The organism is Pseudomonas sp. MT3, from assembly GCF_054720805.1.
The window spans coordinates 145020-157641 of record NZ_JBTVPY010000009.1; the positions used below are offsets into that span (position 1 = coordinate 145020).

Consider the following 12622-nt stretch of genomic DNA (forward strand, 5'->3'; position numbering starts at 1 on the left):
CGCCGGCCAATCGGATACTTGCTGCGGGGGAGAGGATGTCTCGGTTTCACGGATTCTTGTTGGCGGCGGCCATTGCCTCGGCCTTCCTGCCAGGCACCGCCGATGCGCTGGAGCTGGGTGAGATCTCGTCGCGCGCGGTCCTTGGGCAGACCTTGTCGGCGAGCATCGACCTGCGCGGCGTGGGCGATCTGAGTACGGACGAGGTGGTGGTCGGCCTCGCTTCCCAGCAGGACTTCGACCGCCTGGGAGTCGACCGCAGCCAGTTGGTGACCGGCCTGCGCTTCAGCTCGGACATCGGCAAGAACGGCCGTGGGACCATCCGCGTCAGTTCGCTGCGCCCGATTCAGGAACCTTACGTCAACTTCGTGCTGCAGGTGGTGTGGCCGCAGGGGCGCCTGGTGCGCGAGTTCACGTTGCTGCTCGATCCGCCGAGCTATGTCGCCACGCCGGTGGCTCCGCCGGCGACCGTCGCAACCCGTCCGCTTGCCGCACCGGCCCGCCAGGCCGCACCGTCGCCAGCGGTATCGGCGCCGTCGGAGAGCTATCGAATCCAGCGCAACGATGCCCTGTGGAACATCGCATCGCACAATCGCCCGTCTTCCAGCGTGTCGGTGATGCAGACCATGCTGGCGATCCAGCAACTGAACCCCGATGCGTTCGTCGATGGCAACGCCAATCGGTTGAAGGTGGGGCAGGTGCTGCGTCTGCCGAATGAGCAGCAGGCGCGGGCTCAGAGTCATGCCCAGGCCGTTGCGCGCATCCAGGCGCAGAACGGTGAGTGGCAGGCGCGCCGACAGGTCGCGTTGCCGCAGGGGCGGCAGATGGATGCGCGGAAAAAGACCGAGGCGGGAGCGGCGCCGGTCAGCGCCGAGGCGCGCGATAGCCTGCGTCTGGTGTCGGGGCGCGCGGCGAATCAGAAGGACAAGGCCGACGCCGAGCAACTGGCGGTACTTCAGGAGGGGCTCGATAGCGCCCGTCGCGAAGGCGATGAAATGCGCAGCCGGATTGCCGACCTGCAGAGTCAGATGGAGAAGCTGAACAAGCTGGTCGAGCTGAAGGATGCGCAGATCGCCAGCCTGATCGCCCGGCTGGCGGAGCAGGACAAGGCCGGCAAGCCCACCGAGGCTTCCACCGGCACCGGCACCGGCACCGCGCAGCCCGCAGCATCGGCTCCAGCCGGGGCGGTCATTGCCGCCCAGGCGTCGGAGGGCGTCACGCACCCATAGCCCATCGTGCGGCGATAGGTGGCGAGGTGCTCGATTGCCTCGCCGTTGGGGGGGAAGTAAAGTGCTGCGCAGTTTTCTTTCCTGATATCGCGAGACACTGGATGCCTGAAACCATCGACATCGCCGTAGTAGGCGCCACCGGACTTGTAGGCGAGGCACTGGTCGAGCTGCTGGAAGAGCGGGATTTTCCCGTGGGCACCCTGTATCTGCTGGCCACGGGCGAATCCGCCGGCAAGTCGGTGGCGTTCCGTGGGCGCAACCTGCGCGTCGGCAAACTGTCCGATTTCGACTTCGCCAAGGTCCGCATGGCCTTCCTCTCCACCACGGCCGATGCCGCTCTCGAGTGCTCCGGCCTGGCGCTGGCGGCGGGCTGCAGTGTGATCGACCTGAGTGGCGCGGCGCTGGCCGAACAGGCCGTGGTGGCGTTTCCGGCAGCCAATGCTGACGTGCTGGAGTCGCTCAGCCTGCCGGCACGGATCGCCGCGCCCTGTGCGCCGGCGGCGGAAGTCGCCGAAGTGCTCGCGGCGCTGCGGGATGTGCTGGACGTTCGCCAACTGAGCGTCACCGCTTGCCTTTCCGCCTCGGCGCTGGGGCGCGAGGGCGTCCAGGAGCTGGCGCGGCAAACCGCCGAACTGCTCAACGCCCGTCCGCTGGAGCCGAAGCTCGTCGATCGGCAATACGCCTTCAACATGCTGGCCCAGGTCGGTGCGGTGGATGAGCAGGGCCATTCGGCCCTGGAGCGGCGCATGGCGGCGGAACTGTCTTCGCTGTTCCCCGCGCTGGAGGGGGCGCTGGACATTACCTGTGCCCTGGCGCCGGTGTTCTTCGGCGATGTGCTGATGCTGTCGATCACCGCCGGCGCACCGCTTTCGCTGGACGCGCTGCAGGCCGCCCTGGATGCCGCGCCCGGCATCGAGCGGGTTGACGATGATTATCCGACTGTCATCGGTGATGCGCAGGGGCAGGATAGTGTCTATGTCGGACGCCTGCGTCTTGGTCTGACAAATTCGTGCCAACTGAATTTGTGGATTGCGTCAGATAATGTGCGAAAAGGCGCCGCCCTAAATGCTGTGAACTTGGGCGAATTGTTGATAAAACACTATCTGTAAAAGATACTTACCGAATATTTGAAGAAGTATTCTAGCTTGGCAATACTGGCCGGGATTGGCGCTGACAGGGGGAGGCCCAGCTGTAAAAACGGCGGGCATCATGGGCAGCGACAACCCGATAGACATCGTTCTAATCCAGAAAAAGCTATTAAAACAAGGGATTAAATTATGATCCGGCTTCGTAAACTGGTGCAGGCAATCGCGGCTGCTTCGGCATTGACCACGGGCATGGCGCATGCACTGGGGTTGGGAGACATCCACCTGCGTTCGGCACTGAACCAGCCGCTGGATGCCGAGATCGACCTGGTCGAAGTTCGTGATCTTTCCTCGAGCGAGGTGATCCCCAAGCTGGCTTCCCCGGAAGACTTCAACAAGGCGGGCGTCGACCGCCAGTACTTCCTGACCGGGCTGAAGTTCACTCCCATCGTCAAGCCGAACGGCAAGAGCGTCATTCGCGTGACCTCGGACCGCCCGGTGCAGGAGCCCTACCTGAACTTCCTGGTCGAGGTGCTCTGGCCCAATGGGCGCTTGCTGCGCGAGTACACCGTGCTGCTCGATCCGCCGCTGTATTCCCCGCAAACCGCCGCGGCCGCGGCGCCTCGCGCGCCCAGTGCCGCTCCGGCGCCGATCGCTCGCCAGCCGGTTGCGTCGCGTCCGGCCGCTGTGTCGGCCCCTCGCCCCGCTGCGGCGGAGGCCCCGTCGCCCCGTCGCCTGGAGGGTAACGAGTACCGTACCGGTCGCAATGACACCCTGTGGGAAATCGCCGCACGCGCCCGCCCGAACAACAGCGTATCGGTCCAGCAGACCATGCTGGCGATCCAGGACCTCAACCCCGACGCCTTCCTCGGCGGCAACATCAACCGCCTGAAGAGCGGCCAGGTGCTGCGCCTGCCGGATGCGGAGCAGATCAAGTCCCGCTCGCAGCCCGAGGCCGTCGCCGAGGTCAACCAGCAACACACGGCCTGGCGCGAGGGACGCAGCCTGCCGGTCGGCGGCGCCCGCCAGTTGGACGCCACCCCGCGAGCCAACGCCGGCGCCGCTCCGTCGCAAGCCGAGAGCAAGGACAGCCTGCGTCTGGTCTCTGGCGAGGACGGCAAGGCCAAGGGTGGCGACAAGGGCGACAAGGACGGCAAGGCCATTGCCGACAAGCTGGCCGTTACCCAGGAAAGCCTGGATAGCACTCGCCGCGAGAACGACGAACTGCAAAGCCGCATGAGTGATCTGCAGAGCCAGATGGACAAGCTGCAGAAGCTCATCGAGCTGAAGGATGCCCAGTTGGCGAAGCTGCAGGGCGAGCTTGGCAAGGCGCCGCAAGACGCTGGCCAGGCTCCGGCGGCGGATGCGCCCGCTGCGGCTCCTCAGCCAGCAACCCCCGATCAGGCGGCTGCTCCGGTTCAATCCGCCGAGCCTGCTCCGCCCGCCGAACCGGCCGAGCCCGCCGAGCCGGTAGCTCCTGCCGCACCGGTCGCACCCGAGGCGAGTGCGCCGGTTGCTCCGGCTGCTCAGCCCGCTCCGGCGCCCGAGCCGGCGGAAGCGCAGAAGGCCCCGACTCCCGCGCCGGTCGAACAGCCCGCGCCGAGCTTCATCGATGAGCTCCTGGCCAACCCCGTCTGGCTGGGCGCTATCGCCGGCAGTGCCCTGTTGGCGCTGCTGGTGCTGCTGATGGTGATTTCCCGCCGCAGGGCCGCCCAGGAGCGCGAGCAACTGGACGCCGAGTCCGAAGCGGACGAGCAGGGCCTGGGCGGCGATCTCGCCCTTGGCGACTCCGACCTGGACTCCCTCGATATTCAGTCGGCCACCGAAGTGGCCGCTCCGGTGGCATCGACTCCCGAGCAAGTCGCGGCGCAGACCAGCGATGCCCTGGGCGAGGCGGATATCTACATCGCCTACGGCCGCTTCAATCAGGCCGCCGAGTTGCTGCAGGGCGCCATCTACGATGAGCCGCAACGCACCGACCTGCGCCTCAAGTTGATGGAGGTGTATGCCGAGATCGGTGACCGCGAAGGTTTCGCCCGCCAGGAAAACGAATTGCGCGAGATGGGTGGCGCCGACAGCCAGGTCGAGCAGTTGAAGTCCCGTTATCCGGGGATGGTCGCACTGGCTGCGGTGGGTGCCGCAGGCGCTGCCGCGGTGGCGGCTGCCGACGAGTTCGACAGCTTCAGCCTCGACGACCTGACCCTGGATTCGCCGGCCCAGCCGGAACCCGTTGCCGAGCCGGCCTCCCTGCCCGGCGATCTCGACGACGCTTTCGATCTGGCGCTGGATGATCTCGAGCTGGAAGACGGCAAGCCCGTTGCGCCGGCCGAGGACAAGAGCGATGAGCTGTCGCTGAGTGGCTTCGACCTGGACGGCGACCTGGCGTTCGATGCGCCGGTCGCCGAGCCGGCCAAGTCGGACGACGACTTCGCCTTCGATCTCGATCTGGGCGAGGAACCGGCTGCCAAGCCTGCGGACGTATCGCTGTCCGACGACCTGGCTGACTTTGCGCTCGATCTGGACAAGGACGCCCCGGCCTCCGCGGAAGAAAACTTCCTGTTGGGCCTGGAAGATGACGCGGCCTCGCTGTCCAGCGTCGGCGTGGAGGCGTTTTCCTTCGACAAGGACGCGGGTGTGACGCAGTCGCTGGCCGATCTGCCGGATGATTTCGACCTCTCCCTGCCGGGTGATGAGCCCGAGCCGGTCAGGGATGGCGACAGTTTCTCCGCTCAACTCGACGAGGTCAGCGCCGAGCTGGATCGTCTGGCGGGCGACGTTGACGAGTCCAAGGTCTCGTCGCCGGCGCTGGAGTCGGAGCCGGATGCGTCGTTTGCGACGAGTGAGCTCGAGATTCCCGCTGAAGGCGCGGACGAGGAGGACGAGTTCGACTTCCTCTCCGGTGCCGACGAAGCGGCCACCAAGCTGGATCTGGCGCGTGCCTACATCGACATGGGCGACACCGAAGGCGCCCGCGACATCCTCGACGAAGTACTCGCCGAGGGTAACGACAATCAGCAGCAGGAAGCGCGTGAACTGCTCGGGCGTATCGCCTGAGCCGGAAGGCTCCAGATAGATGAGTGAAGCAGTAACCCAAGCGGCAGCCGAAGTGGCTGCCGTTTGTGCTTCGGAGAGGCGGTGATTACGCCACTTTCAGACGTGCAGTTTCCGCAACTATTCGAGTCATTTCCGCAACCCCTTGGCTATTTCACGGGATTCACCACCTTGCCGACGCGCCGGTAAACGCGCTTCGTCATGTCCTGGGTGGTATGGCCAAGCAGGTCGGATGCATCCTCCAGGCTGACTATTTCCGAGGCCGCTTTCGGGCGAATGTCGCGGAACTGGAACTGCATGATGGCGGCGGCCAGGTCGGGGTCGCCGTTCTCCATCGCCTTCCCTGCCGCCCGCTTGCGTGCTGGCTCGAAGCGCTGGCGCAACATGGACTCGGTGAGCTGCTTTCCCTCGGCGGTGGTGATCAGATGAGGGCGCGACTTGTCCAGCTGATCGAGCAGCCGGCCCAGGCCGGTGCGTAGCCCGTCGATGTGGAGGCGAATCCGCAGCTTCATGGAGGTCTTGCCCTGGCCGACCAGGAGGAAATCGTCCGTCACCTCTGACCACCGCATCTTCCGCACGTCTGCTGGCCGCTGCCCGGTCAGGTATGCAATGTCCATTGCAACCTGCAGCTCGCGCGGTGCCTCGCTATACACTGCCTGCCACACCTCGTCGGTGACATACACGTCACGCGGCGCCTCCTTATTCCGTCTGACGCCCCGCGCCGGGTTCTCCTTCGAATAAATCCCCCACTCCCTGGCCATGTTGAATGCATGTGAGAGCAGGGCTATCTCCCGGTTTGCGCGTACGGGAGCGGTCCTGCCGTCCCGATACTGCGCTATGACAGCCGGCGTGATCGCTTCCATCGGCGCGTCATCGAAGGCTCGGAAAAGGTGCACCAAGCACTTCCGGTTGTCCTTCTGGGTCTTGACGCCCTTGCCGGGGATCACGTCGCGGTCGTAGCGTCGCAACAGGTCGCCGACCGTCTTGGCGGTGGCCGGCACCTTGGTTCGCTCCAACTGCGCCCACTTCACGCGAGCTTCGTCAGGGTCTGTGCCCAGCGGGATTTCCTTGCGCTTACCTTTCTCGTCACGCCCGGCGTAGTAGTAGCCGACCCACTCCTGGCCCGATTTCAGCGTGCGCACCCGGCGGATCATCCTTGGCGGCAAGTCACGGTTTGCTGGTTTCTTCGGGCGCATCTCTTACCCCACGCGAGAAAGGTCCAACGTCCACGGCTCTGACGCGGCATTGGAGGATGAGGGTTTCACGCCTGCCAGCTTGAGACGCGCGTACACGCGCCCTACCACGGGGCGCCGCGCACCGCTGAGTGCGTGCTGCCAGCCATTCCTGCGGAGCCATTCGATCTGTTTTGACGGTATCCGGTACCCGGTGATGGCGGCAATCTCGTCTTCGTTGAGGGTTTCGGCTTGGGTTTCCATTGGCAATACCTCATCGCGCCGGCCAGCACCTGACGGACCAGCTTTGTCATGTCGCCCAGGTTCGGGACGCCCGGCCAGCGGTGAGCCAGAACGGCACAAGGGAAGGGTTCTATCTCGGCGAACCAGTCGGCGCGAAAGCCCAGTGAGTGCCACGCAACGCTCGCGGCCTCGATGCCGCTGCAGACCGATCCGTAGCTGATCATGCTGCGGGCTCCTTGGTATCGTTGAAGATGTCGAGCTGTTCGTCCGTTCTCGGCTTATGCGGAGCTGGCTCTGGCTTAGGCTTCCCCTTGCTCTCTGGCATCGGGCCCATGCCTGCCATGTACAGGCAGTGTTCCTCGAAGCCCTCAGCGCGCTGCGTTTCCGGGTGAACGATGGTCAGCACGCCGCCGAAGCCCTGGAGGATCAGCGCGTGCTCCGCGGCGAGCTTGGCAACCGCGTCGTAGGCCTCTTCGCGAGTCATGACTTTCTCCAGGTAGAGCGCCGCCGCACCGCGAGTGCTGCGGATGGCGTGGTGATGGGTTATGCGGCCTTCTGCTGATCCCAGGCGCCAACGGCGTCAAACACGCGCGCGGCCTGGTCTTCGTCGAGCGAGACGGCGGAGGGGATGGCGATCCAGCCGGAGCCGATCAGATGGTTGGGGTTGCAGTCGTTGCGCACTTCCAGATAGGAGTGCTCGATCGCGTCGGCCAGGTCCTTCACCAGGTATATGCCCTGCGGGGCGATCTCGACCGACCGGTAGTAGCGCTGCCCGCGCTGGTCGATGCAGAACGCGCTGAGGTAGATCGTCCATTGGTGGGCGATATCGCAGATGGCGTCGGCGATCTGCCGCCCGGGCGGGATGTTCTTGCAGTTCTTCCAGTTGATCATGCCCTGGCGCTGGCTCGGGTCGAGGTTTACGACGGCCACATGGTTCGAGCTGAGCAGGGCGCGGCAGGATCGCTCCAGCCGCGCTCGCATGTTGTGGGGCTTTCGCTTGCTCATAGAGCCTCCGCGATCTGACGCAGCAGGCGCCGCTCAGCGCGGCTGAGTCCGTGCCGGCGGCGTTTCGGGACTGTGTCGGGGTCAATGCGCTCGGAGCGCGGCGGAAGCGGCTTCACGCTGGTGAACCCGGCGACCGGTACCGGCTGGATGCCAGAGGCTGCGACCAGGGCGGCCAGGCGCGCAGCATCCTCCGTCCGGCGAGAGGGGGTGATCTTGCATTCCATAGGGGACGGCTCGTGGTGCTGGGCGCCGTTGCAGCGCCAGTGTTGAGGGTCAGGCTGCGAGGTGGTGCTGGTCATCGACGAGATAGCCTTTGTCGATCCAGACCGCCTGCAGCCATTCCGGCGTCTTGCCCATCTGCTCCTTCAGCGTGCCGGCAACGATCACCGAGTCGATCTCGCGGTCGAAGGTCACGGCGCGCATCAGCGCGATGGCGTGGCCGCGACTCGGCAGGTCCAGCACGTCGAAGCGATCCAGCAGGACCAGGCGCAGGCCGGAGATCGTCGCGATGGCCAGAGCGATGGTCGCGTCGCACCGCCAGCGCTCCGACTCGGACAGCAGGCCGTAGAGCCGGCCGCCGAAGGTCACGTCGATGTCGGCGCTTATCTCCACCGGCGACCAGCCTGCGGTGCCGGCCAGGCGCTTCAGGGTGTCGTTCACCGGGCCAATAGCGTCGGCGAGGATCTCCGCCGGAATGCCGGTGGGCGACAGCGCGTCGGCCATGCCGGTCCACGCCACCACGTCCTGGTGCGCGGCCTGCGCCTTCGCGATCGAGCTTTCACGCTGAGCGGCGGCGTCCAGGGCTTCCTGCAGGGCGGCCAGCTTCGCGCGGCTCGCGTCACGGGTCTGGCGCAGCTCGTTGATGGCCTGCTCACCGTTGGCGATCGCCTCGGTGGTCGGCGCGCTGGCGGACTCGGCTTCCAGGGCCTTGATCTGCTCGGCGGCAGCCAGGCACTCGTTCAGGTCGCGCTGGCTGTTCTCCACGGCGCGCTGGGCGCTGGCCAGATAGCCGCGATACTCCGGCAGCCGGCGGGCGGCCTCGGCATCAGCGATCTTCTCCGGCGGCTGGTGCACCACCAAGGTGCCGGCCTGCAGATCTACCGCGCCCTGGCAGTGGGGGCAGGTCAGCGGCTGGTGCGGCACGCTGCCGGACGAGGCCAGCTCGGCGGCCATGACCTTCTCCGACCACTCGTCCTGGCTCTGCTCGTCGGTGGTGAGCTTGTTGCGGCGGCGCGGCTCCAGTTCGGCCAGCTCGCGCAGTTCGGCGATGCGCCGGGCGCGGCTGTCGGCAGCGGTGCGGGCCTGCTTGCTGGCGCCCAGGGCCTGCTGGGCCTCGGCGAGATCGTCCTCAAGCGCCTGCAGGGCCTTGCCGGCTTCTTCGACCTGGTCGTCGGTCACCACGGAGGCAACCAGCTCGGGCGCCCAGTCGATGGCCTTCTCGCTGCCGTAGTTCTCTCCGGTGATCGCCTTCCAGGCGCCGCGCGCCTCGCTGGCGTAGGCCTTGGCCTGCTCGACGGCTGCCGGGAACCCGGAGCGGAGCAGGGGCTTCACCTTCTCGAACAGCTTCAGGTCCATGCCCTTGGCTTCCAGGCGTTTGCCGACTACCGCAGGGCTGGCGCTGGCGCCGCTGAGCTCGAACAGAACCTTCCGGCGCTCCTTGGACTCCAGCGCGGCGAAGCGGCTGGCGTCGAGCACGTAGGGCAGGAACGGCGAGTCGGTGAGGGGGGAGCCCTTGCCGGTGGGCAGCGCCACCCCGCAGACCTGTACCTCATTGGCCGCATCCAACCACTCGACGCGGGCCTCGCCCTTCTTGGCGCCCTCGGTGATCAGCTGGTTCATGTGCTGCTTCTGCGCGACGCGGCGAGGCTTGCCGGTAAATGCGTGGCAGATGGCGTCCAGAAGGCTGCTCTTACCGGCGCCGTTGTGGCCGGCCACCAGGAGCACCGGCGCAGAAACATCAAGGGCCGCATGACGCAGCCCTTGGAAGTTGGTGATTTCGAGTTTCGTGATGCGCATGGCTCACTCCAGGTCGAGGGCAATGTCCCCCGGCTTCTTGATGACGCGGTATGTGTTCAGTTCGCGGGATTCCTCGTTCTCCTGCTCGAGCACGATGACGCCCTGGTCCAGCAGCTGGAGAACGACGCGCTCGGCCTCCTCGGTGGTGAGGGCGAAGCGCGATTGCAGCCAGGCTGCATCGAACACGTCCTTCTTGGTGGCGACGCCGATGGCGATCTCTCCCAGGGTGTGGCCGGCGAAGCGCTCGACGGTGAGTTGCGGCAGCTCTTGGAACTCGGCGTCGACGACGTCGCTGTCGTCTGCCGCTTGCTCGCCACCCCAGGCGCCAGGGTCTTCCATGTCGTGGTCGCCGCCATTCAGGTCCAGAGGGTTCTGGTCCGGATCGGCCTTCACGTCCTTCATGCCGTCGAGGAACTCGGCCGCGCCCCCGATGATCAGCAGGCAGTCTTCGTTCACCGCGTCCAGCAGGTCGTGCTTGTTCGGGCTGGAGTGGTTCACCACGATCACGGCCTTCATCTTGTCCTTGGCCGCGATGGATTCGAGCTTGCCGTAGACCGTTTCACGCTCGGCGCCGGCAATGGTGTGCACCGCGATGGTGGCGGCATTGCGCACCTGCTGCTCCAGGCGGTCGATCACGTCGGTCTGTTTGGCTTCGGACAGCTTCTGCCAGACGTCGGGCAGGATGCGGATTTCCTGAATCAGGCCCTGCAGCAGGCTCTTGCCGAGCGTGTCGGCGGTCATGTGGAGGAAAGCGGCGTTGTTCTGGCTCATGGGGTCGGGTTCCTACTGGTTGGCGATGCGATCGAGGGTGGTGTGCTGGGACTCGCTCAGGAACATCCGCGCACCGTAGCGCTGGAAGTTCGCGCGCAGGTCGGCGGTGAACTGCTCTTCCCAGGTGTTGGCGGCGCTGAGCTCCGCCGCGCAGAGGAGGCTGGTGAACTCCTCCACGCGGTCGAACTGCTCTTCGATGGTCTGGCTGGTCATGGCCGGTTACCCGAGGTCAAGCGGAGGCTCATCGTCGCCGCCGTGCTTGCCGGCCTGCGGGTCGGTGATCTCGCCGGTGTCGGTGTTCACGCCCTCCGGCGCGTCGCCCAGCGGCTGGTCATCGACGACGCTGTACTCGCCGGTGAGGATCGACGCGTTGTCCTGGTCGAGCCCTGCGTCGGCACGCTCATCCAGGGTGACGGCGGTCTGCAGCTCGATGCTGACCGGCAGGTACTTGAACAGCCGGCGGATGACGGTCTTCTTCGCCATCTCCTCGTAGTGGGTGACCCACGGTCCGTTTCCGGACGCCTTGCTGGTGGCGCGCACCTTGTCGACGTCGGCCTTGCTCATGACCTCGAACTGCACGCCGCCATCCTTCAGCTTGGCGACGGCGTAGACGTGGGTCATGGCGCCGCGCTCGCCCTCAGCCGGAACGTGCTGAACATCTTCATCCAGGCCGTAGCGGTAGCTGAACTGGTCGTTCTGGTGAACGGTGCGGGCAGTCAGCGAGACGATTTGCCCGGAGCGGCGCGCCAGGTCGATCATGCCGCGGTAGCCGATGATCAGCTGGACGTTCGCTAGGCCGTCGCGGGCCTTGCCGTTGCCGAACGGAAGCAGATAGGCATGGCCGAGGGCGTTGCCCGGCTCCAGACCGAGCTGGGCGCACTGCATCACGGCGCCGAGGAAACTCTCCTGGTTGCACTTGGCCAGGGCCGGAACCTTGCGGATCTCGGTGAGCGCGATGCGCGCCAGGCGGTCGGCCGTCATGTGCTTCGGCAGCGCCAGGGCCATCTGGGCTTTGATCTTCGGGTCGGTCATGAGGGAGGCCAGCGTCTTCGGCTGGCCGTTGTTGGCGACATTGCCGGTCGCGGCGGCTTTCAGGGCGGTAGCGGACATGCTGGGCTCCGGGGTCACTTGATGCGCAATACGCGGGATTCGCTCGTCTTCTTGAACTGCTCGAACAGCGCGGGGTGGGCTTCCTTGAAGGCGGTCTGATCGAAGCGGCTGGTGCTCTGGGTCTTCCAGGTGAGCACCGACTTGCCGTTGACCGTCAGGCTGGCGTGGTCCTGCAGGAAGAGCTTGATGCGCTCCTCGGCGGACTCGATCTCGTAGTCCAGGCCCTTGGCCTGGGCCTTCAGCTCGCGCAGGCGGTTGAACACCTCCACGACCTTGCCGTCGGCTTCGATGCTGGTGCCGGCGTCGCGCTCGAACATCCGCAGGATGTCGCTGATGGCCGTGGCCTCCGGCGGATCCAGGCGCTGGATGCGCTCCCAGAACTCGACTTCCTTCTGGCGAATCGCCGCGATGGTCTCGTCGTCACGTTCGACCCGGTACACGCGGAAGTCATCTCCACCGATCAGCACGCCGAAGACGCAGACCTGGCGGCCGGTGACCATCAGGCCGTGCATGGCCTGGGCGGTGTAGTGGACCGGGACGGCGTCGGTCTGCTGCTCGCCCCATTCCTTCGCCTTGAAGGGGCTGACCGTCTTGATCTCGATGTTCTCGCCGCTGGCGGCCTCGGCGTCGATCTCGGCGGCCATGAAGTCGTGCTGGTGATCGCGGTAGCGGTTGCCGCGGCCGATGATCTTCAGGCCGGTCTCTTCGGCCAGCAGGTCGATCACGTAGGGCTCCATCCGCTGGCCGCGGGTGAAGATTTTCTGCTTCGCCGGGTCGACCGGGCCGGTGCGCGGCTGGACCTTGTCCAGGTACACGTCCATCGGGGTGCGCCAGGGGCTGATGCCGAGGATGCCGGCGACATCGCTGCCGCCTAAATATTTGGTCCGGTCGAGCGCGCCGACCGATGCGAGAGCTGCAGACATAGGAAGTCCTTGCCACCGTA

Annotated in this window: 12 protein-coding genes and 1 pseudogene; 3 read left to right on the plus strand and 10 right to left on the minus strand. The window is 66.0% G+C overall.

The features are described 5' to 3' along the window. Nucleotides 1–59: 59 nt before the first annotated feature. The 3 genes from ACYCAX_RS11505 to ACYCAX_RS11515 all read left to right on the plus strand — a co-directional run bounded on the left by ACYCAX_RS11505 (nucleotide 60) and on the right by ACYCAX_RS11515 (nucleotide 5365). Entirely contained in the window at nucleotides 60–1226 is a 1167-nt protein-coding gene (locus tag ACYCAX_RS11505) for a type IV pilus assembly protein FimV (protein ID WP_460248028.1), read from the plus strand. Between the two features lie 101 nt (nucleotides 1227–1327). Further along, nucleotides 1328–2335: an aspartate-semialdehyde dehydrogenase gene (locus ACYCAX_RS11510; protein WP_460248029.1), complete on the plus strand. Its 1008-nt coding sequence runs from the start codon at nucleotides 1328–1330 to the stop codon at nucleotides 2333–2335. Nucleotides 2336–2503: 168 nt separating this feature from the next. After that, nucleotides 2504–5365, plus strand: coding sequence for a FimV/HubP family polar landmark protein (locus tag ACYCAX_RS11515; RefSeq protein WP_460248030.1), 2862 nt, complete (start codon nucleotides 2504–2506; stop codon nucleotides 5363–5365). A 146-nt stretch (nucleotides 5366–5511) separates the two neighbouring features. Here ACYCAX_RS11515 and ACYCAX_RS11520 read toward each other — a convergent pair whose 3' ends face one another. From ACYCAX_RS11520 to ACYCAX_RS11565, 10 genes and pseudogenes are all read right to left on the minus strand, one after another. After that, nucleotides 5512–6558, minus strand: coding sequence for a phage integrase (locus ACYCAX_RS11520; RefSeq protein ID WP_460248031.1), 1047 nt, complete (start codon nucleotides 6556–6558; stop codon nucleotides 5512–5514). 3 nt (nucleotides 6559–6561) lie between these two features. Beyond that, entirely contained in the window at nucleotides 6562–6798 is a 237-nt protein-coding gene (locus ACYCAX_RS11525; protein ID WP_460248032.1) for a DUF4224 domain-containing protein, read from the minus strand. A gap of 17 nt (nucleotides 6799–6815) precedes the next feature. Beyond that, nucleotides 6816–7001, minus strand: a pseudogene (locus tag ACYCAX_RS11530) (DNA cytosine methyltransferase); the annotation flags it as partial. Continuing rightward, the gene (locus tag ACYCAX_RS11535; protein WP_460248033.1) at nucleotides 6998–7261 is read right to left on the minus strand and encodes a hypothetical protein; all 264 of its coding nucleotides are present in this window, start codon (nucleotides 7259–7261) and stop codon (nucleotides 6998–7000) included. The gene ACYCAX_RS11535 and the pseudogene ACYCAX_RS11530, both read right to left, overlap by 4 nt. 59 nt (nucleotides 7262–7320) lie before the next feature. Continuing rightward, nucleotides 7321–7782 carry a hypothetical protein gene (locus ACYCAX_RS11540; RefSeq protein WP_460248034.1) on the minus strand — a complete coding sequence of 154 codons (462 nt, stop codon included), beginning with the start codon at nucleotides 7780–7782 and terminating at the stop codon, nucleotides 7321–7323. Nucleotides 7783–8055: 273 nt separating this feature from the next. Next, entirely contained in the window at nucleotides 8056–9798 is a 1743-nt protein-coding gene (locus ACYCAX_RS11545; RefSeq protein ID WP_460248035.1) for an AAA family ATPase, read from the minus strand. Between the two features lie 3 nt (nucleotides 9799–9801). Next, nucleotides 9802–10569: a cell division protein FtsK gene (locus tag ACYCAX_RS11550; RefSeq protein ID WP_460248036.1), complete on the minus strand. Its 768-nt coding sequence runs from the start codon at nucleotides 10567–10569 to the stop codon at nucleotides 9802–9804. Nucleotides 10570–10581: 12 nt separating this feature from the next. Then, complete coding sequence (locus ACYCAX_RS11555) at nucleotides 10582–10782, minus strand: hypothetical protein (RefSeq protein ID WP_460248037.1); 201 nt, start codon at nucleotides 10780–10782, stop codon at nucleotides 10582–10584. A 6-nt stretch (nucleotides 10783–10788) separates the two neighbouring features. Next, nucleotides 10789–11679, minus strand: a complete 891-nt coding sequence (gene recT / locus ACYCAX_RS11560; protein WP_460248038.1) for a recombination protein RecT — start codon at nucleotides 11677–11679, stop codon at nucleotides 10789–10791. Nucleotides 11680–11693: 14 nt separating this feature from the next. Beyond that, complete coding sequence (locus ACYCAX_RS11565) at nucleotides 11694–12602, minus strand: YqaJ viral recombinase family nuclease (protein ID WP_460248039.1); 909 nt, start codon at nucleotides 12600–12602, stop codon at nucleotides 11694–11696. Between the last annotated feature and the right edge of the window lie 20 nt (nucleotides 12603–12622).

Excerpts from the sequence above, each read along its gene's own strand:
- ACYCAX_RS11555 (WP_460248037.1), bottom strand. The coding sequence starts at position 10,782 with ATGACCAGCCAGACCATCGAAGAGCAGTTCGACCGCGTGGAGGAGTTC.
- ACYCAX_RS11545 (WP_460248035.1), bottom strand. The coding sequence starts at position 9,798 with ATGCGCATCACGAAACTCGAAATCACCAACTTCCAAGGGCTGCGTCAT.
- recT (WP_460248038.1), bottom strand. The coding sequence starts at position 11,679 with ATGTCCGCTACCGCCCTGAAAGCCGCCGCGACCGGCAATGTCGCCAAC.
- ACYCAX_RS11535 (WP_460248033.1), bottom strand. The coding sequence starts at position 7,261 with ATGACTCGCGAAGAGGCCTACGACGCGGTTGCCAAGCTCGCCGCGGAG.
- ACYCAX_RS11520 (WP_460248031.1), bottom strand. The coding sequence starts at position 6,558 with ATGCGCCCGAAGAAACCAGCAAACCGTGACTTGCCGCCAAGGATGATC.
- ACYCAX_RS11510 (WP_460248029.1), top strand. The coding sequence starts at position 1,328 with ATGCCTGAAACCATCGACATCGCCGTAGTAGGCGCCACCGGACTTGTA.
- ACYCAX_RS11525 (WP_460248032.1), bottom strand. The coding sequence starts at position 6,798 with ATGGAAACCCAAGCCGAAACCCTCAACGAAGACGAGATTGCCGCCATC.
- ACYCAX_RS11540 (WP_460248034.1), bottom strand. The coding sequence starts at position 7,782 with ATGAGCAAGCGAAAGCCCCACAACATGCGAGCGCGGCTGGAGCGATCC.
- ACYCAX_RS11550 (WP_460248036.1), bottom strand. The coding sequence starts at position 10,569 with ATGAGCCAGAACAACGCCGCTTTCCTCCACATGACCGCCGACACGCTC.
- ACYCAX_RS11515 (WP_460248030.1), top strand. The coding sequence starts at position 2,504 with ATGATCCGGCTTCGTAAACTGGTGCAGGCAATCGCGGCTGCTTCGGCA.
- ACYCAX_RS11565 (WP_460248039.1), bottom strand. The coding sequence starts at position 12,602 with ATGTCTGCAGCTCTCGCATCGGTCGGCGCGCTCGACCGGACCAAATAT.